This is a genomic window from Micromonospora sp. M61, from assembly GCF_018070245.1.
Classification (GTDB): Bacteria; Actinomycetota; Actinomycetes; order Mycobacteriales; family Micromonosporaceae; genus Micromonospora; species Micromonospora zamorensis.
Genome location: NZ_JAGPYA010000021.1, coordinates 1 through 23,197, shown reverse-complemented (window position 1 = coordinate 23,197; position 23,197 = coordinate 1). Strand labels below are relative to the sequence as shown.

The following is a 23,197-nucleotide window of genomic DNA, read 5'->3' as shown; positions in this document are numbered from 1 at the left end:
GCGACGGCCGATGCAACCTTCTCGTCACAGCATTCACATGGACGACACACTGCGCAGTGACGCTGCGTGTCGTAGAGGAAGGGATACCTCCGTGAGCGACTTCGACCCCGGTCGCCGGCGATTCCTTGGTCACCTTGGGCTCGCCGGCATGGGCGCGCTCGGCGCCAGCTCGTTCCTCAGCGCGTGCGCCAGCTCCGCCAGCGGGCCGACGACGAGCAACGGCTCGGGCGCGGTCACCATCCAGTCCAACCTCTCCTCGCCGCAGGCCAAGGCCGCGATGGAGAAGCTGATCGAGAATTTCAACGCGCAGGGCAAGGGCACGGCGAGCCTCAACACGATCGCCTCGGAGACCTTCCGGACCCAGCTGCCGACGTACCTGACCTCGGCGAACCCGCCGGACCTCTACACCTGGTACGCGGGCTCGGTCGCCAACGACTACGCCAGCAAGAACCTGCTGCTGGACGTCTCCGACGTCTGGAAGTCGCTGGGCGACTACCCCCAGTCGCTGCGCACCCTCTCCACCGATGCCAGCGGCAAGCAGATCTTCGTGCCGATGAACAACTACTGGTGGGGCTTCTTCTACCGCAAGTCCAACTTCGCCAAGTGGGGCGTGCAGGAGCCGAAGACCTGGACCGACTTCCTGGCGCTGTGCGAGACGCTGAAGAGCAAGGGCATCCCGCCGATCGGCATCGGCCTCGGCGACACCCCGTGGGTGGCCTCGGCCTGGTTCGACTACCTCAACATCCGGATCAACGGCGCGCCGTTCCACCGCGAGTTGCTCGCCGGCAAGCAGCGCTTCGACGACCCCAAGGTCAAGGCGGTCTTCACCCGCTGGCGCGAGGCCCTGCCCTACTTCGACCCCAAGGGCAAGGCGTACCCGTTCCAGGAGGCGACCACCGCTCTGCTGGCCGGCAAGACCGGCATGTTCCTGATCGGCACGTTCTTCGCCGACGCGGCACCGAAGGACGCCCTCGGTGACCTGGACTTCTTCCGGTTCCCGATCATCGACCCGGCGGTGCCGCTGGCCGAGGAGGCCCCGACGGACGGCTTCTTCGCCAGCGCGAAGACCGCCAACCCGACCGGCACCAGGGCCCTGCTCAGCTACCTCTCCGGGGTCGAGGCCCAGGAGGCGTACGTCAAGGCCAGCTCCGGCATCGTCCTGCCGGCCAACCCCAGGGCCAAGGCGTCCGACTCGCCGCTGGTGGTCAAGGGCAAGGCGATGCTCGACGAGGCCAAGGAGCTGACCCAGTTCTTCAACCGCGACTCCAGTGACGCACTCCAGCCGACCGCGGACACCGCGCTGACCAAGTTCATCGACAAGCCGGACCAGATCGACGCGATCCTGCGGGAGTGGCAGGCCGGCGCCGAGAAGGTCTTCAAGGGCTGACGTGACAGCAACGATCTCCACGACCTCGGTCACCCCCACCCGGCGGCGGCGACGGTCGGCTCAACTGTCGCCGCTGCTGGTGGCGTTCGTCCTCGTGCCGTTCGCGGTCGAGAGCATCTGGGTCTTCTGGCCGGCGCTGCAGGGCTTCTGGTTCTCCCTCACCCGCTGGGACGGCATGTCGTCGCCGACCTTCGTGGGCACGGACAACTACGTCGAGCTGGCCGGTGACGCCACCTTCCGAGGCGCGCTGGTCAACACGGTGATCTGGCTGGTGCTCTTCGGTGGTCTCTCCGTGCTGGGTGGCTTCGGCATGGCGCTGGTCCTGCAGAAGGAGCGGCGCTGGGTCGGCTTCTACCGGGCCGCGCTGTTCACCCCTGTGGTGTTCTCACTGGTGGTGACCGCGCTGGTCTGGCGGGTCTTCTACCAGCCCGACGGTATCGCCGACACGTTGCTGCGGGCCGTCGGCCTGGAGCACCTGATCCGACCCTGGCTCGCCGACCCGCAGACCGCCCTCTACGCGGTGATCCTGCCCGCCCTGTGGCGGCAGATCGGCTACGTGATGGTGCTGTTCCTGGCCGGGCTGAAGGCGATCGACCCGGCGCTGCACGAGGCCGCCCGGATGGACGGTGCCAACGCCTGGCAGCGGCTGCGGCACGTCACGATCCCCCAGCTCAAGGGAGTCAACGCCGTCGTGCTGTCGGTCATCGTGATCGACTCGCTGCGCTCGTTCGACATCGTCTGGTCGCTGACCAAGGGTGGGCCGTACCACTCGTCGGAGCTGCTCAGCACCTACATGTACTCGACAGCGTTCCAGAGCCTGCGGCTGGGTTACGCCTCCGCGATCGCCGTGGTGATCTTCGTGCTCGCTCTGGCCGTCATCCTCGGCTACCTGGTCCGCGCGTTCCGGGAGGAAGCGTGATGAACAAGCTCCGTACCGGGGCCTTCCACACCGGCATGATCCTGCTCTCGCTGCTCTGGCTGGGCCCGGTGCTCTGGGTCGTGGTGATGTCCACCCGGTCGTTCGACGACATCGCCGCGCACGGCGTGGGAAGCCTGCCCCGATCGTTCACGGTGGACACCTACCGACAGGCGTGGACCGACGGCGGCGAGCTGCGCGCCCTGATCAACAGCATGCTGGTCGCCGTCCCGTCGGTGGCGTTGAGCCTGGGGCTCGCCGCGATGGCCGCGTTCGCGCTGAGCCGCTTCCGGATCCCCGGCCGACGCACCATCCTGCTGCTGATGCTCGCCGGCAACCTGCTGCCACCGCAGATCCTGCTCATCCCGGTGGCGAAGTTCAGCGAGCTGACCGGCCTGTACGACACGCTCTGGGCGCTGATCGCGGTGCAGGTCGGCTTCGGGCTCGGCTTCTACACCTTCGTCCTGCACGGCTTCATGCGGGACCTGCCGGGCGAGATCCAGGAGGCGGCCACCATCGACGGCGCCGGCACGGCGCAGATCTTCACCAGGGTGATGCTGCCACTGACCCGGCCGGCGCTCGCCGCTCTCGGGGCGCTGTCCTTCACCTGGATCTTCAACGACCTGCTCTGGGCGATCACCGTGCTGCGCACCGATGACAACATGCCGGTCACCCCGGCGCTGTTGGCCCTCCAGGGGCAGTTCGTCTCGTCCTGGAACGTGATCGCCGCCGGCACCGTCATCGCGGCCGTCCCCACCGTCGCGGTCTTCCTGCGCTTCCAGCGGCACTTCGTCTCCGGCCTGGCGCTCGGAGCGGTCAAGTGACCGCCGCGCCCGGGCAGCGCTGGACGCTGCGCGGCACGCAGACCGAGTACACAGTCACCGTGCCGGCGCACGGCCGCTGGCTGGAACTGATCGCGTGGGGGCCGCACGGCGTCTCCGACGGACCGTCGCCGGTCGCCTACGACGGCCCGGTGCCGTTCCTCACCGCCGGGGACGCCGCCCCCATCGAGTACGCCACCGACGCCGACCGGCCGTTCACCGGCGCGGACCTGGTGGTGGAGACCGTGACCGGGCAGCGCCGGGTGGGCTTCACGCACACCGGCGTACGGGTCGACGCCGACCAGCGGGAGCTGGCCGTCGACTTCGCCGACGCGGTGACCGGGCTGCGCGCAACGGTGCACTACCGGGTGCCCGCCGGCACCGATGTGGTGCAGCGGTGGGTCGAGCTGACCAACGGCGGCTCCGCCCCGCTGCGGGTGGTCCGGGCCGGGTCGGGCGGTTTCTGCGTACCGACGCCGCACGGCGCGCTGCTCAGCCACCAGTGGGGGCAGTGGGCGCAGGAGTTCCAGCTCTCCCACGTCGAGCTGGGCCACGGCACCTTTAGCATCGGCAGCTCCCAGGGCGTACCCGGGCATCTGCACGTGCCCTGGCTGGCCGTGCGGGACACCGCCGAGCCGGCCGGTCCGGCGTGGGGGATGGCGTTGGCCTGGACCGGTTCGTGGGAGATCAGCGCCGAGCGGGACACCGGCGGGCTGACCCGCGTCCGGGCCGGCCGACAGTTGGTCGACGGCCCGCTGGCGCTGGCCCCCGGCGAGCTGCTGGCCCTGCCGGTGGTCACCGGGGCGTACAGCCCGGACGGCCTGGACGGGCTCGCCCGGGTTTGGCACACCCACCAGCGGTTGCTCGCCGCCGACCGGCTCACCCCACGACCGGTGCTCTACAACTCGTGGGAGGCCACCTACTTCGCCGTCGAGGCGGAGAGCCAGCTCGCGCTCGCTCGGATCGCCGCCGACCTGGGCGTCGAGACGTTCGTGGTGGACGACGGCTGGTTCGTCGGCCGCGACGACGACACCGCCGGACTGGGTGACTGGACGCCCGACCCGGCGAAGTTCCCCGCCGGGTTCGACACGTTCATCGCCGACGTCCGCGCGCTCGGGCTGAACTTCGGGCTCTGGGTCGAGCCGGAGTGCGTCAACCCGAGGTCGAGCCTCTACGCCGAGCACCCGGAATGGGTCTACTCCGTCGACGGTCGGCCGCTCACCCCCGTGCGCAACCAGTACCTGCTCGACCTGGGCCGGCCGGAGGTCGCCGAGTTCGTCCACTCCACTGTGGATGATCTGCTGCGCCGGTACGACATCGACTACCTGAAGTGGGACTTCAACCGGCCGCGTACCGAGCCGGGCCGGCCGGGCGGTGTCGGTCCGCTCGACCTGGACGGCGCCCACGTCGCCAACCTGCACCGGATCTACGAGCGGCTGCGCCGGGACCACCCCGGTGTGCTGATCGAGGCCTGTGCCGGCGGCGGCGCGCGGACCGACCTGGCGATGGCCGCCCGCGCCGACGTGTTCTGGCCCAGCGACAACACCGGCCCACTCGACCGGCTGGCCATCCAGTACGGCTTTCTGCACGCCAACGCCCCGCACCTGCTCAGCTCCTGGGTCACCGACGCGCCCGGCCTGTTCGACAGTCGACCGCGAACCCTTGCGTTCCGGTTCGTCCTGGCGATGGCCGGTGTGCTCGGCATCGGCGCGGACATCCGGGCCTGGACTCCCGAGGAACGGGCCGAAGCGGCCGGCTGGATCGCCCGGTACAAGCAGATCCGGGACGTCGTCACGCACGGCGAGGTGCACCTGATCGGTGGGCCCGACCAGGCCCGCTGCGCGGTGCAGTACACGGCGCCCGACGAGCGCCGGGTCGTCGTCCTGGCCTGGCACACCGGCCGGCTCGACGGCGCCGGCCTGCTGCCGTCGCGCCCGGTACGGCTGCCGCTGCGTGGCCTCGACCCGGCGGCCCGCTACCGACACGGCGACCGCCACTACTCCGGCAGTCACCTCGCCGCGGTCGGCCTGCCCGTGCAGTGGAGCCCGACCCATGACGCCGACCTCATCGTGCTGACCCGCGACTGAGGTCGGAGCACCACCACCCCACCCCCGAGGGACAGGAGTACCTCCATGCGCCTGAACCGACCGCTGACCGCTGCCCTGGCCGTGCTCGGCCTGGGCCTGGTCAGCCCGACGCCGGCACTGGCCGGCCCACCGCACACCGACCCACCCCAGGTCGGTCACGGGCCCGGCCGGCCCGGCCACGCCCCGGCCGCCACCGGCGCGGAGGACCAGGGGGCCCCGACGTTCTTCAACAGCGGCCTCGCCCCGACGCCCTACCAGGGCTGGAACACCTACTTCGGCCTCGGTGGCGATCCCACCGAGGTCGAGGTCAGGTCCGTCATCGACCATATGGTCCACAGTGGCCTGCGCGACGCCGGCTACACCTACGTCTGGATCGACGGCAACTGGGCCGCGCCCACCCCACGCAACGAGGCCGGTCAGCTCGTCGCCGACCCCGCCCGCTTCCCCGGCGGAATGGCAGCGCTGGCCGCGTACATCCACAGCAAGGGGATGAAGGCCGGCATCTACACCGACGCCGGGCCGTACCTGTCGGGGCAGTGCGGGCTCGGCAGCAACGGCCACTACCAGGCCGACGTCGCCCAGTTCGCCGGCTGGGGCTTCGACGCGCTCAAGGCCGACTGGCTCTGCGGCCGGGCCGCCGGCCTCGACCCGGAGGCCACCTTCCGTGAGCTGGCCGAGGCGGTACGCCAGTCGCCGCGGCCGATGCTGCTCAACATCTGCAACCCGGTCAGCTCCGACTGGGGTGGCGGCCCGTACACCCCGGAACAGCTCTCCACCTGGAGCTACACGTACGCGCCCACCATCGCCGACTCCTGGCGGACGTACACCGACGTGGGCCTGACCGACCCGAGCCCGCAGTGGGCGTACCCGTGGGTGCTGCGCAACATGGACGTCAACGCGTACCACCCTGCGGCCACCGGGCCGGGGCACTACAACGACCCGGACTACCTGCTGCCGATGCGCCCGCTGCCCGACGGCGGGTACGAGTTGAGCCTGGACGAGTCCAAGACGCAGCTCGGCATGTGGGCCATCATGGCCGCGCCGCTGGTGATCGGCTCCGACCCGCGTGGCCTGCCGGCGGAGATGATCTCGGCGTTGACCAACCCGGAGATCATCGCGGTGGACCAGGACCCGCTGGTCCGACAGGGCGTCAAGGTCGCCGACACCGGCACCGACGCGCAGGTCTGGAGCAAGGTGCTCACCGGTTCCGGCAAGCGGGCCGTCGCGCTGCTCAACCGACACGACACCGCTCAGCAGATCACTGTGAATTTCGCCGACGTCGCGCTCGGCGGGTCGGTGCGCGTCCGTGACCTGTGGTCCCGCGCTGACGTGGACGCCCAGCCCGGTTCCGCCGGAGTCCAGCCGTTCACCGGCTCGTACACCGTCGAGGTGCCGGCGCACGGCGTGGCCATGCTCGGTCTGACCGGCACCGACCAGGTCGCCGGCGCCACCCTCGGCGGCACCGCCAGCGCCAGCCCGGCGCTGGTCCGGGTGGACGACACGCACGCCGCCGCCTTCGTCCGCGACGCCTCCGGCGCGCTGGCGATGAACACCCGCACCGGTACGACGTGGGGCACGCGCTGGACCTCGCTCGGCGGCCCGGTCGGCGGCCGGATCCTCGGCCAGTCAGCCGCGTACGGCTCCGCCGGTGGGCGACTCGACGTCTTCGTCCGTGGCACCGACAATGCGGCCTGGCAGCGCAGTTACGTGGCCGGCAGCTGGGGGCCGTGGCGCAGCCTCGGTGGCACGCTGACCGACGCGCCCACTGTGGCGTGGACCAGCCCGACGCAGTGGACGCTGGTCGCCCGCGGTGCGGACGGCAAGCTCTGGTCCCGTGCAGCGGGCACCGGCTGGATCGGCGTCGGGGCTCCGGAGAACCGGCCGTTCTACGGTCGGCCGAGCGCTGTCGTCGACGACGCCGGCGTCCTGCACGTGGCTGTCCGCAGCCGCACCGACGAGGTGTGGTGGAGCAGCCGGACCGGCACCACCTGGTCCGCCTGGACCAACCTGGGCGGCACCACCAGTGGCAGCCCGACGTTGCTCGCCACGTCCGGCCGGGTCTACCTGTTCTCGTTGGCCGCCGACAACCGGCTCTGGCAGCGCAACCTGACCGACGGCGCCTGGGGTGGCTGGTTCCGGCGCGGTGAGTTCGCGACCGACGCGTTCCGGGGCGCGCCCGGGGCCGCCGCCGGTGCCAACGGCAGCGCCTGGCTGGCCGTACGCGGCGTGGACAACCGGGTGCACCAGGTCGTCCTCTGATCCACGGTGGCGGGCCGTCGTTGGGCGGCCCGCCACCCTGCACCATCCCGGTCCGCTCAGGCGGCGTCGACTCCCGCACCTTCGTCGGCGCGTCTCGTCCCGGGTCGCCTGGCTCGGGCGGGTCGGCGTCAGGCCGGGACGAGCTCCCGGCATCGGCGCAGGGCGGCCAGGGCGAGCGGCGCGTCGCGGCCCGCAATCCCGGCCTCCAACTCGGCGACCGCTCCCGCGGCCCCTGCCGGGTCGCCCGCTGCGGCTGCCGCCTCGGCCAGCACCAGGACCGCCTCGGCGGCCCACGCCAGGATGCCCTTTCCGCGTACCAGTGACAGCGCCTCCGTAGCGTGCCGCGCCGCCTCGTCCGGTCGCCCGGCCAGAGTCAGCCTGGCCAGCGCCGAGAGCGCCTGCACCAGCGGCCAGATCGCGCCGACCCGCCGGGCGTCGGCCACCACCTCCCGCAGCGCCCGTTCGGCCGTCTCCACCTCGTCGGCGTCGACCGCGGTACGGCCCTGCACGGTCGCCAGCTCGACCCGCGCGTCGAGCAGGGTCACCGGCATCCGCTCGGCCGTCACGGCCAGCCGGGCGAGCCGCTCGGCCAGCCCGTCGAGCCGCCCGGCGGCCCGGTCCAGCGACAACTCGGTGACCTCCACCAGGGTCGTCAGCCGCTCGTACCCGGTCTCGTCGACCAACCCCCGGCCCGCCGCCAGAAGCGCCTCGGCCTGCTCCGGATGACCGGCGTGCAACGCGCCCTGCGCCCAGTTCAGGCAGGCGCGGGCATGCTCCCGGGGCCGGTCGGCCAACTCGGCGGACGCGCGCAGCTCGGTGATGATCGACCAGGCCGTCGGATCGCCCAGCTCGATCAGCAGCGAGGTACGGGCGATGCGGACCGCGAGGTGCGCGGCCGGGTCCCCGCTGGCCGTCGCGGCGGCCTCGGCCTCCGCGCAGCGGGCCAGGTGGCCGTCGACGTGCCGGCCGACGACGGTGTCCGGGGCCGCCAGCACCGCGAGCGCCGGGGCCCTCCGGCGCGGTGCGCGCAGGTACGGCACGGCGCGCTCGATCTCGGCGTACCCGCGCAGTGCCTCGCCCTGCTGACGCAGCATCCGCCCGAGCACCAGGCCCAGCTCGCCCCGGGCGCCGGGCGGTAGCCGGCGGTCGGCGAGCAGCCGTTCCAGCACCGGGATCGCCTCGGCCTGGCTGAGCCCGTCGATGGCCGACCGGCCCAGCTTCGCGGCGAGCCGGACCCGTACCGGTCGGGGCAGCTCGGCGACGTCCATCGTCTGGAGCAGGAAGCTGGCGGCGGTCGCGTCGTCGCCGCGCTCGGTGGCCAGGTCGGCAGCCGCCTCAGCGTTGCGGACGAAGTCGGCTCCGCTGCCGGCCCGGCGGTAGTGGTGCGCCAGTTGGGCGACCGGCCTGGGAAGCTCCTGTTCCAGCACCCGTGCGACACGCAGGTGCAGCCATTCCCGGCTCTCCCGGGGCACCAGGTCGTACACCACCTGTCGGGCCAGGTCGTGACGAAAGCGCAGGCCGTCACCGCTGTCGTGCAGAAGGCCCGCGCGGTGGGCGGCGGTCAACGCCGCGCCGATCGCCACCCGGTCCAGGCTGAGCACCGAGGCGAGGATGCGTTGGTCCGGTGCCATTCCCAGCACGGCGGCGGCACCGAGCACCTCCCGGGTGGCCTCGTCGAGTGGGCGCAGCCGCCAGAGCAGCACGTCACGCAGGACGAACGGAACGCTGTCGTCCGCCAACGGGTCGCCACCCCGCTCGGCGAGTGTCCGCAGCACCTCCTCGACCACGAACGGGATGCCGGCGGTCCGGTCGAGCAGGGTGGCGGTGAGCTGCTGCGGCGGGTCGTCGAGCCGCAGGGTCCGGGCGGCGAGCCGGCGTACGTCGTCGGCGTCCAGCGGGCCGAGCGGCACTCGCGCGACGCTCCACGGAGGGGTTCGGGCCAACGCGTCGTGGATCGGCGTACTGCCGCCCGGCGCGGCCGTGCGTGCGGTCAGCACCACCGCCAGCCCGTCCACCGGGTGGGTGCTCAGGTAGCCGAGGAACTCGCAGGTCGCCGGGTCGGCCCAGTGCAGATCCTCCAGCAGCAGGGTGGCGGGGCTCAGCGCGGCCAGCACCGCGGCGACGGCCCGCAGCAGCCGGTGTCGTTCGGCCGCCGGGTCGGTCAACGGGGGCGGCGGGGCGGGCAGGGCGTCGGCGAGCTCGGGCAGCAGCGGCGCGAGGGCGCCGGCCACCGGGCTGAGCGGGCCGAGTCGGTCGGCGCTGTCCCGGATCGCGTCCAGCAGTACGCCGAGCGGGAAGGGCTCCGGCACGTCGTCGCACTCGCCGACGAGGTGGTGCCCGGGAAGTTCGGCGAGCAACTCGGCGACCAGCCGGCTCTTGCCGATCCCGGGCTCGCCCTCCAACAGGATCAGGCACGGCGGGGCTTCGACGAGCCGGCGCAACTGCGCCAACTCCTCCGTTCGTCCGACGAACTCGACGGGCCCACGCAGACGTTCGGGGCGGACCGGAGTTGGGCCCCCGCCGCCCCGCGTCTTGTCCCCGCCGCCGTCGATCACCGTGGGCCGAGCAGATCACCTCTGCGCGGACCGACGGTGGGCCGGCGGACCGGCGGTGACCTGGGTCACACGCCGGCCCACCGGCCCCGCTGGCACCGTCAGGACTGGACGGTGACCGGCACGGTCTTCAGCGAGCCGTCACCGTTGCGGAACTCCAGCACCCCGAGGTAACGCTGTCCCGGAGCGAGGCCGAACCAGCGCACCGTCAGGTTCGCCGTCGTGCCAGGCTGCACGCCGCGCTGCTTCGGGTCGATGGTGAACCGGCCGGTGGAGGTGCCCGGCGCGCCGGGCAGATAGCTGGTGAGGGTGTACGCGTTCGTGCCCTTCGGCATGTTCTCGGTGAACTCCTGCTCGACGACCACGATGTAGTCCCCGGCACCGTCCGGCAGCGTCACCTTGGCGCCGTCACGACCGCTGGCCGTGGCGGTGACGAACTTCCCGTCCTTGTCGTAGACGTTGAGGCTGAACTCGGTGCACTCCATCACGCCCTCCTCGTCGTCCCAGTCGATGTGGGAGCAGGTGGGACGCTCCGACGTCACCTGGACGAGCGGGCTGCGGGTGCCGGCCGGCACGTGCAGGGTGGTCCTGCTGATCGACGCGGGCAGTGGCACCGGCAGGTTGTTCGACGTGCTCCAGTCCCAGCTCGGGCCGTCGCCCTGGAGGGTGACCACGGTGCTGGTGCCCGCGGTGAGGCCGGAGAGCTGGGAGATCAGCTGACCCTTGTAGCCGACCTCGGCGGCGATCCGGACGCTGCCGAAGGTGCCCTTGCCGGTGATGGCGTCGGGAGCGACCAACCCGGAGTTGTGGACGACCAGTGGGCTGCGCACCTCGTGCTTGAACTGGTCGCGCCAGGTCAGCGAGCCGTCGGCCCAGGTGTCGAACGCGCCGCCGGTGTTGGTGACCTCCACGCTGAAGCGGGCACTGCTGCCCGGACGGATCTGCATCTTCGCTGGCGTGACCTTGACCTTGTAACCCGGCGGGGCCTGCACCGACGAGGTGTACGTGCTGGTCTTGTCGCTGACGTTGGTGACCGTACGGGTCACGGTCTGCTTGCCGACCATCCGGCCGAGCGAGATCGACGGGTAGTTGAGCTGGGCCGTGTCGATCGCACCGATGGTGTCGCAGCCGTCCAGGTCGGCGAGCCCGTAGTCGCTGCCCCGGTCGGCGGAAACCCCGCACAGGTACTGGATCCAGTCCTGCTGGTTGGAGTCGTAGACCAGGCCCGGGTCGAACGCCCCACCCGGCTTCACCTGGCCGGCGCCGTAGTTGAGCGGGGTGGCGTCGTACGTGCCGATCTTGATGGGGTTGCCCTTGTCGGTCTTGTCCACCGCGCTGGTCATCAGCGCGGAGCGGACCGCGGCGGGCGACCAGTCGGGGTGCTTCGCCAGCAGCAGGGCGGCGATGCCGGCGATGTGCGGCGCCGCCATCGAGGTGCCGGACTCCAGGGCGAAGTCGTTCCCGCCAGCGGACGGGGAGAACGCGGCGACGATGTCCTGACCGGGCGCGCTGATGTCCGGCTTGAGCAGCTCACCGGCGTTCAGGTTGGACGGGCCGGCCGAGGAGAACGCGGCGACCGCGGGGGCCTCGACAGTCTCCAGCCTGCTCGGCGAGATGGTGGCCGTGGCGTTGCCCTTGGCGACGTATGCGGTGACCGTGGCCAGGTCGACCTCGTTGATGTGCACGGTCGGCACGGCCTGCACGTCGGCGTTGAGGGAGTTGAGTTCCTCGTTGTACAGCACCATGCCGACCCCGCCGGCCCGTGCCACCTCGATGCTCTTGTCGGTACGCGGGATCTCACCACGCAGGCAGAGCACGATCGCGCCCTTGACCTTGGCCGGATCCAACGTGTCGTCGGCGCAGAGGCCCGCACCGTACGCGCCGTCCGGGTCGAGTGCGCTGTCCTTCGCGAAGACCAGTCGGGCCGGCCCGACACCGGTCTCGCCCATGCCCACACCCGCGATGGTCGTGCCGTTGCCGAGGGTGAGCTTCCGGGTGTTCTGCCGGTCGGTGGTGCTCGCGGCCACCGTGGTCAGCCACGGCGTCGAGTTGTCGACGGTGTTGGCGAACGGGCCGGAGTTGCCCGCTGCGGCGGCGACGAACACACCAGCGGCGGCGGCGTTGAAGAACGTCGCGTCGACCGCCCCGAACCGCTCGGTGTCGTCACCGATCGAATAGTTGATCACGTCGACACCGTCGGCGACCGCGTCGTCGATGGCGTGCACGATGTCGATGTCGGTACCGGTCGCGCCGCCCGCACCGTTGTCGTACAGCGCCTTGTAGATCGCCAGGCGCGCGGCCGGCGCCATGCCGGAGATCATGCCCAGGTCCTGGGTGCCCGAGGTCGCCCGCACGCCGTGGTTGCCGGCCGCGGTGCTGGCCGTGTGGGTGCCGTGGCCGTTGCGGTCGCGAGGCGAGGAGTAGTCGTCCGGGAACGCGTCGGCGATGCCGCTGTCGTTGTACCAACGGGCGCCGATCACCTTGTTGTTGCAGGTGACCGGTGCCTCGACGCCAACGTCGCAGGTGCCCTTCCACTTGGCGTCGATGACGGCCTGGTCAGGGCGAGGGCTGGGCAGCGGTGCGAAGCTCGCGCTCTCCGGCCAGTAGCCGCTGTCGATGACCCCGACGATGATGCCCTCGCCCGCGTGGGAGTCCCCGCCGAACTCCTTCTTCCACACCCCGCCCTTGCCGGTCAGGCCCAGGTAGTCCGGGGTGTGCGAGGTGGCCGCGTGCACCTTCTGGCTCTCGTAGACCGCCCGTACACCTCGGGTGGCGCGCAGCCGGGCGGCCTGCGGCCCGGTCAGGTCGGCGGCGAACCCGTTGAACGCGGTCTCCATCGTGACGCGGGTGCGGTCGGCCGGAACGCCGACACGGTCCAGAACGGACGTACGCTGCTGGCGCAGGTGATCGCGGTACGCCTTGGCGCTGCCCGACGTGCGGTTCAGCTTCGCGCCGTCGGCCGGCTTGGTCGCCGCGATGCCGGGGACGCCGCCGGTGTAGGTGGCCAGCGGCTCCTCGTCGAGCTGGACGAGGTAACGGGCGGTCGGTCCACTGCCCGCCGGCGCGGCGACTGCGCTGGCGGGCAGACTGGTCAGCCCGGCCGCGGTCAGCGCCACGGCGGCCAGCATGCTGACCCCGCGCCTGGCCCGTCCGGTCCGATCTGTGTTCGGTTGTGGCACGTCGTTGCCTCCACGTTCGGTGCCGGCCGCCACGACTGATGACGGTGGCCGAAACCTAGGATCGGTATCGATCATCGAGAAGCACTCGTAACCTGGCTGTCATCTTGGAAACAAGCTCGTAACACAACGGGTACTTTGCGCGTCATTTGGCGCCACCGAACTTGGGGGTGTCCATGCCATTTCGGCGGGTTTCGGTGCCGTCGATCAATTCGGCCTTCGTCGTCTTCGGCGAGCAGGACTCCGGGTGCCTGTCCTACGGGGTCGAGGACGCGGGCGGGCGTTGGCTCGTCAAGACGGCCATCACGGTCGAGGGCAGAGCTTCCCTCGACCGGGCCTGCGCGGTGCACGCCGCAGTCCACCACCCGGCGATCGTCCGTCCAGTGCGGACAGTTCACGGACCGGCCGGGCCAACGCTCGTCTACCCCTGGTACGACGGCGACCTGTTGAACCACGCGACAGTGCACGGCGCCGACCGCAGCGGGCTCACGCGGTTCCAGCAACTGCCGCTGCCGCAGGTCGAGGAGGCCCTCGACGCGATCCTCGACGCCCATCTCGCCGTCAGCGCCGCCGGCCTGGTCGCGGTCGACCTCTACGACGGCTGCTTCCTGTACGACTTCTCCGCCGGGCGGATGCGGCTGATCGACCTGGACGAGTACCGACCCGGGCCCTTCCTGCTCGACGCCGAACGGCTGCCCGGCTCGCGGCGCTACATGGCACCGGAGGAGTTCGTCCGTGGCGCGGTGATCGACGAGCGGACCACCGTGCACCTGCTCGGCCGCACCCTGCACCACCTGCTTCACTCCCCCGAGGGCTGGCGGGGCAACAACGACCAGCGTCGCGTCGTGGACCGGGCGACCAGGGCTGCCCCCGCCGCCCGTTACTCCGACGTGCCAGCGCTGGTAGCTGCTTGGCGGCGGGCTGGTTGCCGACCGGGATGCCCTTGTCGTCGGTCCGCGACACCCTGACCCTCATCCTGGTGGCCTGGTGGCCTGGTGGCCTGGTGGCCTGGTGGCCTGGTGGCCTGGTGGCCTGGTGGCCGGGTGGCCGGGTGGCCGGGTGGCCGGGTGGCGGGAAAGGGCTGGTTCTCCGCGTTCGGAAGCGTGGCCCGCAGCGGTTTGGGCTCATGCCCAGCGCCGGCCTGCGCCGTCGCGCCACCGTGCCGGTACCGCCGAGCGCGCGGCGTCATCCGAGGCCCGGCCTGGTCGCGCGTGCGACTACCTGGATCCGGCTGCGTGGTGACAGTGCGCTCAGCGCGGCTGGTCGTGTCTATGTCCGTCGGTGGTAGTGGTTGCGGCGGGGGAGTTGGTCGGGGTCGAGCCAGGCGGGCGGTATGAATTCGGGGTAGCCGTCGCCTGTCAGCCGGACGGTCCAGTCGTTGTGGTGGAGGTGTCGGTGGTGGTGGCCGCAGAGTAGGACGGCGTTGTTGAGGTTGGTGTCGCCGCCGTCGGCCCAGTGGTGAATGTGGTGGGCGTCGCACCAGCGGGGTGGTCGGTCGCAGCCGGGGAAGGCGCAGCCACCGTCGCGTAATACGAGGGCCCGGCGTAGTGGGCCGGTGATGAGGCGGCGTTGTCGGCCGACGTCGAGGACCTGGCCGGTGCCGCCGAGCACGGCGGGCAGGATCGCGGCGTCGCAGGCGAGTCGGCGCACCGTTTCCGGTGTGAGGTGCAGGCCGGTGTCGAGGGTGGCGGCGCTGAGTTGTCCCGCGAGGGCGTCGTAGCTGGTGGTGACGACGATTTGCGCGGGGTCGCCGCCGTGTTCGGGTAGCTCTCCGGTGCGCAGGCTGAGCCGGCAGAGGTCAGCGAGGGCGTCATGGCGGCGCTGCCCGGCGCAGCGCTGGTCGTCGGGGCCGGACGGGGCGGTGAGCGGGTCGATCGCGGCGCGCAGCAGGCCGGCGGTTTCGCTGTCGAGGATGCCGGTGAGTCGGAGTCGGCCGTCGGTCAGCGTGGACATCGTGACGTGGCGGTCGCGGTTGGTTCGGCGGGCGTCGGCTTCGAGTGCGGCCTGGGCGGCGGCGTCGGCGATGTCGGGGGCGACGTGGTCGAGGATGCGGGTGCTGAGCTTGCGCAGCAGCATGGGATCGAACTGCCCGGCCCAGTCGACCAGCACACCGACGGCCTTGTCGGCCACCTCCGGCCCAGCGACCGACTGCACGGTGGCGACGGTGTCGGCGATGACCCGCACCTGCTCCATGCTGACCGCGCCGGCCGCCAGCGCGCCCCGCACGGCCGTCGGGGCCGCGTCGACGCACGCCGCGAGATCGACCAACCGGCGGGCCGCGGGAATGGTCAACCGCAGTCGCTCACGCAACCAGACCGCGGTGCTCGACGCGCCCTGCGCGACCGCCGTGCCCCGACCGTCCACCTCGCGCACCAACGCCAGCTTCACGGCGGCGAGACGCTGCTCCAAGCGATGCGCGGCATCGAGCGCCGCGACCAGCTCATCGTCGGCGAGAGCCCAGACGGCGTCGTCAACGCAGGCAGCGACCGCGTCGTCTGCCTGCGCCAACTCCTCGACCATGACCACACACTAGAACAGGTGTACGACGTTTTTAGCGACAGAGATCGATTGGCGGCGGCGCTCCGCTGGTGCCGTCCGGGTCTCGGGGCCGTGCCCCCATGCCTTGCCACGTCGGATCAAGCCCAGCCCGGCCGGTCTCGGCCTGGCCTGGCCCCGCCGGTCCCGGTCTGGCCTGGTCGAGGGGGTTCGACCCTGGCCCGCGGCCCCCGGGTCATCCACGCCCGGATCGGGTCCGGTCCGAGGGTCGGCCTCGTCGGGCTGTCAGCCGTCAGCTGCGCCGGATCAGGCCCGGGCCGGCGGCGATGTCGATGTCGCCGTCCTCCACCTCGTGGCCCGCCGCGCAGCGGAGCACCGCGCGGACCGGCTCGCCGCAGTCGTGGTGGGTGGCGACGACGGACGGGCCAGCGTCGTCGGCGGCCCAGGTGTCGCCCCAGTTGCGCAGCGCGGTGATCACGGGCAGCAGTTCGTGGCCCTTGCGGGTGAGCTGGTATTCGTGGCGGGTGCGCTGACCCGGCTCCCGGTAGGGGATGCGTTCGAGCAGGTTGGCGGCGACCATTTCCTTGAGTCGGGCGGCCATGGCGGGCTCGCCGACGCCGACCCGGCGGACGAAGTCGTCGAAGCGGCGTGTGCCGAGCAGCGCCTCGCGCATGATCAGGACCGTCGACCTGCTGCCGACGATGTCCATCGCCCGGGCTACCGAGCAGTTCTCGCTCGACCAGGAGTCGCGATCTTCTCGGAGGTCCTCCATGCCGTCCAGCGTACCTGACTTGCGTAAAAGCTAGCCAGGTGGTTCACTTGGCCGTCGCTGGCTTATGCGAACGCAAGTCAGCCCGACGAGCATCGAGGACGCCAGTGACCACCAACACCACGGCCCCGACCGCAGCCGCACCCGGACCGGCCACCGCCAGGTCCCTTCGCGGTTCCCGCCCGGTGACCCTGATCGCCATGTGCCTGGGCGCGATGATCACGTTCCTCCAGATCACCGCGACGGTCTCCGCCCTGACGACCATCCAGCGCGATCTTCGGGTCGACCCGACCACCGTGATCTGGATTCCCAGCGCCTACACCCTGGTCGTGGCCAGCGTGGTGCTGTCCGCAGCCACCCTCGGCAACCGCTACGGACGCAGGCGCATGTTCGGTGCCGGCATCCTCGCCATGATCGTTGGCGGTGCCGTGGTGGCCGGTGCCCCCACCGTGGCCTGGGTGATCGTCGGGCAGTTGGTCGCCGGCCTCGGCGGGGCCCTGATCCTGCCCAACAGCCTGGCGATCCTCGGCGCGACCTTCACCGACCCGCACCGCCGTACCGAGGTCATCACCGCGTGGGCGGCCGCCTCCGGCATCGGGCTCGCGATCGGCCCGCTCATCGCCGGCACCCTGCTGAAGCACTACGCGTGGCACAGCGTCTACCTGTCGACGATCGTGCTGGGCGTGGTCACCCTCGTCGTCGCCGCCATCGGCGTGGCCGAGTCCCGGCAGAGCGCAGGCCGACTCGACGTACCCGGCCTGCTGCTCGGCACCGTTGCCATCGCCGCGGCCGTCTACGCCCTGATCCAGGGCGGCAAGGACGGCTACACCAGCCCGGTGGTGACGGTGGCCTGGATCGCCGCGGCTGCCGCGCTTGTCGCGTTCGTCCTGGTCGAGCTGCGCTCCGATGCGCCGATGCTCGACATACGGCTGTTCCGGTCCGCGTCGTTCAGCGCCGTCATGGTCGTCGCCGCGGTGTCGCTGTTCGGCTTCACCGGCGTGGCGATCCTGCTGGTCCTCTTCCACGAACGTGTCCAGGCACTCAGCCCGCTGGACACCGGCTGGCGGATGCTGGTGCTCTTCGGCGCCTACGTCGTCGTCGCCTTCGGCGCCGGGCGGGCGATCCGTCGTACCGGCTTCAAAGCGCCGCTCACCCTCGGCCTGGTCCTCGGTGCGGTGGCGAGCTTCGGCCTGGCGGCCCAGGGTCCCACCGCGTCGTTCGGTCACCGGTGGGCGCTGTTCGCCTTGTTCGGTGCCGCAGGCGGCCTGGTGGTGGCTCCGGCGACCGCCGCCGCGTTGGCCAGCGTCGCGCCCGCGCAGGCCGGGATGGCCTCCGGCGCGGTCAACGCCGCCCGACAGGTCGGCTCCGTGCTCGGCACGTCCCTGCTGGGCACGCTGCTCACCACCACGATGCTGGCTGACCTGCCCGACCGGTTGGCCGCGCACCAGGTCGCCGAACCTACCCGTGGCGCCGTGCAGGCGGCGGTGGCCGCCGGTGTCACCGGCGACCAGCCGCTGCCCGACCCGGTCCGGGCGGCGATCGCCGAAGCCATGACCTCCGGCGTCCAGGCCGGGTTGCGGATCAACGGCATCGTCTTCCTCGTCACCGCCGTGCTCACGCTCGCCCTCGTCCGCAACCGGCCGCACCAGCGCTGAGACCGGCCGCACCAGCGCTGAGACCGGCCGCACCAGCACTGAGACCAGCGCGCCGACTGCGCCGATCGCCACGAAGATCAGCCGATGCTGGTCAACCCGTGGTCACGGCAGCGGTGACCTCGACCTCCAGCACCGCGCCGTCGAGAAAGAGCCGGCTCACCTCGACGGTGGTGCTGGCGGGCCTGGTCTGCCCGAAGTAGCGGTTGCGGACGTCCGCATAGCTGGCCAGGTCGCCGAGGTCGGTCATGAACGTCCGGACGTGCAGCACGTCGGCGAAGGTGGCGCCGTGCGCCGCGAGCAGCGAGCCGATCAACTCGAAGATCCGTTCGGACTGCGTCCGCACGTCGCCGGGTGCGACCACCGCGCCGGCGTCGTCCACACCGACCTGACCGGAGAGCATCAGCAGCGCGCCCCCTGGCAGGTCGAGGCGGGCGACGTGCGCGAACCGGTCGCCGAACGGCGCGGCGACGGTCGTCGGGTTGTCCAGGGTCAGGTTCACTGATTCTCCTCGGAAGCGGCGGCGTCGGTGAGACGGGCGATGTCGTCCTGCGGATGGCGCGCGGCCGCCAGCGCCGACGCGGCGGCGCGCAGCAGGGGCACCGGCGCGTCGCCGAGCACGTCGAGGGCGAGTCGGGCGTCCTTGGCGGCCAGGGCGGCGGCGAACGCGGCGTCCGTGGCGGTCGCCCGGGCGACCGCGCCGCCGAGCGGTCCGGTGCCAAGTGCATCGATCGCGGTACGTCGGTCGACGCCGACGGCGTCCGCGACAGTGAGCGTGTCCGCGACCGCGGTGACAGCGGTGATCAGCGCGGTGTTGAGCACCAGCTTCAACGCCGCGCCCCGGCCGGCGCCGCCGCAGCGACGGACGGTGCCCAACATCCCCAGCAGCGGGGCGATCCGCTCGACGACCGCCTCTTCCCCGCCGGCCAGGACCACGAGTTGGCCCGTCTCGGCAGCCCCGGCACTGCCGGCGACCGGAGCGTCGACCAGCGGTACTCCCGCCGGCAGCAGGGTGGCCAGTTCGGCCACGGCCCGGGGACCGATGGTGGACATCTCGATCACGGGGGTGCCCGGCCGCAGCGCCAGTGCCGCACCGGAGTCGACCAACGTGTGCCGGACCGCGACCGCATCGGTGAGCATGGTGATCACCACGTCGGCGTCGCGGACCGCCTCGGCTGGGCTGCCGGCGGCTCGCGCCCCGGCGACGATGAGCGGCGCCGTGCGGGCGGACGTGCGATTCCAGACGGTGAGCCGATGCCCGGTGGCCAGCAGCCGACGGCCGATCGCGGTGCCCATCGTGCCCGTACCCAACAGTGCGATCTCGAACATGTCGCCAACGCTAGGGGGCGGGAAGTCATGCCACCAACGACTGTTACGCATCGTTGCCATGCTGCGGGAGCATGGCACGATGCAGCTGAACGCGCTCCAGGTCTTCCGTGCCGTCGCCGAGCACGGCTCCATCACGGCTGCGGCCCGCAGCCTGCGCTACACCCAGTCGGCGGTGTCCCGACAGATCGCCGCGCTGGAAGCCGAGACCGGGTCGCCGTTGCTGGACCGGTTGCCGCGCGGTGTCGCCCTGACCGAGCAGGGCCGTTGCCTGCTCGGCCACGCCGAGGCGGTGCTCGACCGGCTGGACACCGCCCGGCGGGACCTGGCGGCGCTGCGCGACCTGTCCGCCGGCCGGTTGCGGGTCGGCGCGTTCCCCACGGCGGTCGCCGCGCTTGTGCCACGTGCTCTGGCCAGCTTCAGGTCCGAGCATCCCGAGGTGGCCCTGTCGCTGGTCGAAGGGCTCACGCCCGGGCTGCTGGAGCGCCTGGTCGACGGCGACGCCGACGTCGCCGTGGTGAGCGCCGCGTCGGACAAGCCGCTCGACGGCGACCAGTTCGACCTGCACCACCTCGTCGACGAGACGCTTCTGGTGGCCGTTCCCCGGGCGCATCGGCTCGCCCACCGGCGGACCATCCGCCTGCGCGACCTGGCCGACGAGTCGTTCATTGCCGGCTCGGCGACCGCTGAGGAGACCCTGCTGCGGGCGACCCTACCGGCGGGTTTTCGCCCGCGGATCGACATCGTCGCGGCCGAGTGGACCGGCAAGCTGGGCTGTGTCGCGGCCGGTCTGGGCGTTGCGCTGGTGCCGGCCCTGGCCGTACGCGCCGCTCCATCCGACCTGACCCTGCTCCGCCTGCACCCCGACGACGTCTCCGTCCGGCGGATCTTCGCCGCGACCGTCGCCGGGCGGAGCCGACCACCGGCGGTCCGGCGGTTCCTCACCCATCTGGACCGGGCGGCGGGCCTGAGTGAAGCGGGTGGGTGACGCGGACCGCCGTGTGGCGGTCCGCGTCCCGGCGTCAGCCGCCGATGGTGTCGAGCTCTTCGATCGCGTCGGCCGGCAGCTTCAGGTCGGCAGCGGCGATGTTCTCCCGCAGGTGCGCCAGCGTCGAGGTGCCCGGGATCAGCACCGTGGTGGGGGAGCGCTGGAGCAGCCACGCCAGGGCGACCTGCTGCGGCGACGACCCCACCCGGGCGGCCACGTCGTTGAGCGTGTCGGACTGCAACGGCGTGAAACCGCCGAGCGGGAAGAACGCGGCGAACGCGATGTTCTCCGCCGCGCACCGGTCCACCAGGGCGTCGTCCTGCCGGTTGGCGAGGTTGTAAAGGTTCTGGACAGTGACCACCGGGGCGATGGCCTGGGCCTCGGTCAGCTGGTCGAGCGTGACGTTGCTGAGCCCGAGGTGCCGGATCAGCCCCTCCTGCCGCAGTTCGGCGAGGGCGCCGAACTGCTCGGAGAGGGGATCGTCGCCGGTGCCCTCCGCCACACCGACCCGCAGGTTGACCACGTCGAGGACGTCCAGGCCGAGGTGCTGGAGGTTGTCCCGGACCTGGGCCTTCAGTTCGTCCGGCTCCAGCGCCGGGATCCAGGAGCGGTCGGCGCCGCGGCGCGCGCCGACCTTGGTGACCAGGTGCAGATCCTCGGGGTACGGGTGCAGCGCCTCGCGGATCAGCTCGTTCACCACCACCGGGCCGTAGAAGTCGCTGGTGTCGATGTGCCGGACACCGAGGTCGACGGCCTCGCGGAGCACGGCGATCGCCTGCTCGCGGTCGCGGGGCGGGCCGAAGACACCCGGGCCGGCCAACTGCATCGCTCCGTAGCCCATCCGGCTGAGGGTGAGGCCCTCAGCCAGGGTCAGGGACCCGCCGGGAAGGTTCTCGCTCATGTCGTCCTCTATCCGTGATCGGAGTGGATATGCGTCGACTGTGCGTCGGGGGTCAGCCGGCCGGCAGGGCGAGCTGTTCCTGGTAGTGACACAGCCAGTCACCGGGCGGCCCGGCGATCTACCGTCGGTCTCATGGACGCAACGAACCCGCTCGGCGACTTTCTGCGTGCCCGCCGGGAGCAGACCCGGCCCGAGGACGTCGGGCTCGGCCCGGGAGTGGGCCTGCGCCGGGTGCCGGGGCTGCGGCGCGAGGAGGTGGCGATGCTGGCCGGGATCAGCGCCGACTACTACCTGCGGTTGGAGCAGGGCCGCGAGCGGCATCCGTCGGTGCAGGTCCTCGATGCCCTGGCCGGGGTGCTGGGGTTGGACCCGGAGGCGACCGCGTACATGATCGGGCTGAGCCGTGCGCGGTCGCGCCGGGCCGCCCGGCCGGCCGCGGACCGGGTGCCGGCCAGCATCCTGCACCTGCTGCGGGAGCTCGACATGCCGGCCTTCGTGCAGAACCGCTACCTCGACATCCTGGCCTCGAACCCGATGGCGAGGGCACTGTCGCCGAATCTCGCCCCGGGCGCCAACCGACTACGCGCGGTGTTTCTGGACCCGGCCGAGCGGGAGCTGTTCCGCGACTGGCGGCAGGCGATGCAGAGCGTGGTGGGGCAGATGCGCGCCGACTCGGGCGGGGCCACCGACGACCCCCGGTTGACGGCCTTGGTGGGGGAGCTGTCACTCAAGAGCGACTGTTTCCGCCGGTTGTGGGCGCGTCACGAGGTGCGTCGGCGGGAGGGCGTGGTCAGCCGGCTGCGTCATCCCGAGGTGGGTGACCTCGACCTGTACTGCGACAAGCTCGCGGTGGCGGGCGCCGACGGGCAGCTGCTGGTGATCTACCACGCCGAGCCGGATACGGAGTCCGCACGCTCGTTGGCGTTGCTCGGCTCGATCGCCGCCAGCACCCGGGACGACACCCCGGACAGTCTCCGACCCGGTGACCCGGCCCGGCTCTACCCGTCGGAGTGAGCTCCCGTGTCCGGCAGGCCTCGCCACCGGTGCGTATGCAGTCGAGGGCCCCGAGGGCGTACGGTGGACACGTCGCCCGGGATCCCGGTGGCCGCCAGACGCCGTCGCCACCAGCCCATCAGGGGCGTTACCGATCGTCATCCCCGTCGCCGCGACTCTTTGGCCGTGTCGGCCGATCGCCGAGCACGTGCCGGCTGTCGGGTTCCGCCGTCATCGCGGTCGGAACAGTTGGTGGTCCGGATCCGACGCACGCATGCACACCACTGTCCGTGCGAATGATCGTTTTGAACACCCAACCAGGGGGAGCACCAGATGAGGATCGCCAGGGACAGGATCGTCACCGCACTTCGCGACCGGGGCCAGCAGGCCCGGGCCGACTGGGTCGAGCGCGAGCTGCCGGAGCGCGTGGACCCGGCGAAGCACTCCGGGCTGCTCGCCACCCTGCACCTCAACCCAGCTGATCTCGTCGACGCGTCCTCCCCTTGAGGGTTGCGCTGCTCGGACCGGTCGCCTGGCGTACGCCCCCGCACCACTACGGGCCGTGGGAGCAGGTGACCGGCCTGCTCGCCGAGGGGCTGGTCAGCCGCGGCGTGGACGTGACGCTCTTCGCGACACTGGATTCCGTCACCTCCGCCCAGCTCGATGGAGTCTGCCCACGGGGGTACGCGGACGACCCCGACCTGGACGGTCGGGTGTGGGAGGCGATGCACGTCTCCCACGCGATGGCCCGCTCGGCGCAGTTCGACGTGGTGCACAGCCACCTGGACTGGCTGCCGCTGGCCTTCGCGGAACACTGCCGGGCACCGCTGCTGACCACGGTGCACGGCTTCTCCGGCGCGGGGATCCTGCCCGC

Annotated in this window: 18 protein-coding genes; 11 read left to right on the top strand and 7 right to left on the bottom strand. The window is 71.8% G+C overall.

The genetic code is table 11. The annotated features are described in order from the left end of the window. Positions 1 to 91: 91 nt before the first annotated feature. From KBX34_RS14350 to KBX34_RS14330, 5 genes are read left to right on the top strand one after another with little or no spacing between them, the layout of a single operon-like run. Complete coding sequence (locus KBX34_RS14350; RefSeq protein WP_210792447.1) at positions 92 to 1,387, top strand: ABC transporter substrate-binding protein; 1,296 nt, start codon at positions 92 to 94, stop codon at positions 1,385 to 1,387. A 1-nt stretch (position 1,388) separates the two neighbouring features. Continuing rightward, positions 1,389 to 2,306, top strand: coding sequence for a carbohydrate ABC transporter permease (locus tag KBX34_RS14345; RefSeq protein WP_210925368.1), 918 nt, complete (start codon positions 1,389 to 1,391; stop codon positions 2,304 to 2,306). Further along, entirely contained in the window at positions 2,306 to 3,127 is an 822-nt protein-coding gene (locus KBX34_RS14340; protein WP_210925366.1) for a carbohydrate ABC transporter permease, read from the top strand. Before KBX34_RS14345 ends, KBX34_RS14340 begins: the two co-directional genes overlap by 1 nt. Continuing rightward, entirely contained in the window at positions 3,124 to 5,211 is a 2,088-nt protein-coding gene (locus KBX34_RS14335) for an alpha-galactosidase (protein WP_210925364.1), read from the top strand. Before KBX34_RS14340 ends, KBX34_RS14335 begins: the two co-directional genes overlap by 4 nt. Before the next feature lie 45 nt (positions 5,212 to 5,256). Beyond that, the gene (locus tag KBX34_RS14330; protein WP_210925362.1) at positions 5,257 to 7,470 is read left to right on the top strand and encodes a glycoside hydrolase family 27 protein; all 2,214 of its coding nucleotides are present in this window, start codon (positions 5,257 to 5,259) and stop codon (positions 7,468 to 7,470) included. Between the two features lie 128 nt (positions 7,471 to 7,598). On the opposite strand, the gene KBX34_RS34040 is transcribed toward KBX34_RS14330, so the two are convergent. Together KBX34_RS34040 and KBX34_RS34035 are read right to left on the bottom strand one after the other, a co-directional pair. Continuing rightward, entirely contained in the window at positions 7,599 to 10,025 is a 2,427-nt protein-coding gene (locus KBX34_RS34040) for an AAA family ATPase (RefSeq protein WP_210925360.1), read from the bottom strand. A 98-nt stretch (positions 10,026 to 10,123) separates the two neighbouring features. Continuing rightward, complete coding sequence (locus tag KBX34_RS34035) at positions 10,124 to 13,138, bottom strand: S8 family serine peptidase (protein ID WP_210925358.1); 3,015 nt, start codon at positions 13,136 to 13,138, stop codon at positions 10,124 to 10,126. 236 nt (positions 13,139 to 13,374) lie between these two features. Between KBX34_RS34035 and KBX34_RS14315 the strand changes: the two genes are divergently transcribed. Continuing rightward, entirely contained in the window at positions 13,375 to 14,166 is a 792-nt protein-coding gene (locus KBX34_RS14315) for a serine/threonine protein kinase (RefSeq protein ID WP_247671820.1), read from the top strand. Positions 14,167 to 14,467: 301 nt separating this feature from the next. On the opposite strand, the gene KBX34_RS14310 is transcribed toward KBX34_RS14315, so the two are convergent. Beyond that, a complete protein-coding gene (locus KBX34_RS14310) occupies positions 14,468 to 15,718 on the bottom strand; it encodes an HNH endonuclease signature motif containing protein (RefSeq protein WP_210925356.1) in 1,251 nt (416 codons plus the stop codon). A 268-nt stretch (positions 15,719 to 15,986) separates the two neighbouring features. Continuing rightward, entirely contained in the window at positions 15,987 to 16,466 is a 480-nt protein-coding gene (locus tag KBX34_RS14305; RefSeq protein WP_088951318.1) for a helix-turn-helix domain-containing protein, read from the bottom strand. A 104-nt stretch (positions 16,467 to 16,570) separates the two neighbouring features. Between KBX34_RS14305 and KBX34_RS14300 the strand changes: the two genes are divergently transcribed. After that, positions 16,571 to 18,118, top strand: coding sequence for an MFS transporter (locus KBX34_RS14300; RefSeq protein WP_307871396.1), 1,548 nt, complete (start codon positions 16,571 to 16,573; stop codon positions 18,116 to 18,118). Positions 18,119 to 18,209: 91 nt separating this feature from the next. Here the strand turns inward: KBX34_RS14300 and KBX34_RS14295 are convergent, their stop codons facing one another. Both KBX34_RS14295 and KBX34_RS14290 read right to left on the bottom strand, forming a co-directional pair. Next, positions 18,210 to 18,617 carry a RidA family protein gene (locus KBX34_RS14295; protein ID WP_210925352.1) on the bottom strand — a complete coding sequence of 136 codons (408 nt, stop codon included), beginning with the start codon at positions 18,615 to 18,617 and terminating at the stop codon, positions 18,210 to 18,212. Then, on the bottom strand, positions 18,614 to 19,495 hold the full coding sequence (locus KBX34_RS14290; RefSeq protein ID WP_374223686.1) for an NAD(P)-dependent oxidoreductase: 882 nt from the start codon (positions 19,493 to 19,495) through the stop codon (positions 18,614 to 18,616). The genes KBX34_RS14295 and KBX34_RS14290 overlap by 4 nt, the downstream gene beginning before the upstream one ends. A 28-nt stretch (positions 19,496 to 19,523) precedes the next feature. Between KBX34_RS14290 and KBX34_RS14285 the strand changes: the two genes are divergently transcribed. After that, positions 19,524 to 20,429 (top strand): LysR family transcriptional regulator, encoded by a 906-nt coding sequence (locus KBX34_RS14285; RefSeq protein ID WP_210792438.1) that lies wholly within the window; start codon positions 19,524 to 19,526, stop codon positions 20,427 to 20,429. Between the two features lie 34 nt (positions 20,430 to 20,463). Here KBX34_RS14285 and KBX34_RS14280 read toward each other — a convergent pair whose 3' ends face one another. Continuing rightward, positions 20,464 to 21,330: an oxidoreductase gene (locus tag KBX34_RS14280; protein WP_210792437.1), complete on the bottom strand. Its 867-nt coding sequence runs from the start codon at positions 21,328 to 21,330 to the stop codon at positions 20,464 to 20,466. A gap of 132 nt (positions 21,331 to 21,462) precedes the next feature. Here KBX34_RS14280 and KBX34_RS14275 point away from each other — a divergent pair, with 132 nt between their 5' ends. The 3 genes from KBX34_RS14275 to KBX34_RS14265 all read left to right on the top strand — a co-directional run. Beyond that, entirely contained in the window at positions 21,463 to 22,344 is an 882-nt protein-coding gene (locus KBX34_RS14275) for a helix-turn-helix domain-containing protein (protein ID WP_210792436.1), read from the top strand. Between the two features lie 312 nt (positions 22,345 to 22,656). Then, positions 22,657 to 22,830, top strand: coding sequence for a hypothetical protein (locus KBX34_RS14270; RefSeq protein WP_172862148.1), 174 nt, complete (start codon positions 22,657 to 22,659; stop codon positions 22,828 to 22,830). Then, a partial coding sequence (locus KBX34_RS14265) for a glycosyltransferase (protein WP_210925348.1) occupies positions 22,827 to 23,197 on the top strand: 371 nt, incomplete at its 3' end. The genes KBX34_RS14270 and KBX34_RS14265, both read left to right, overlap by 4 nt.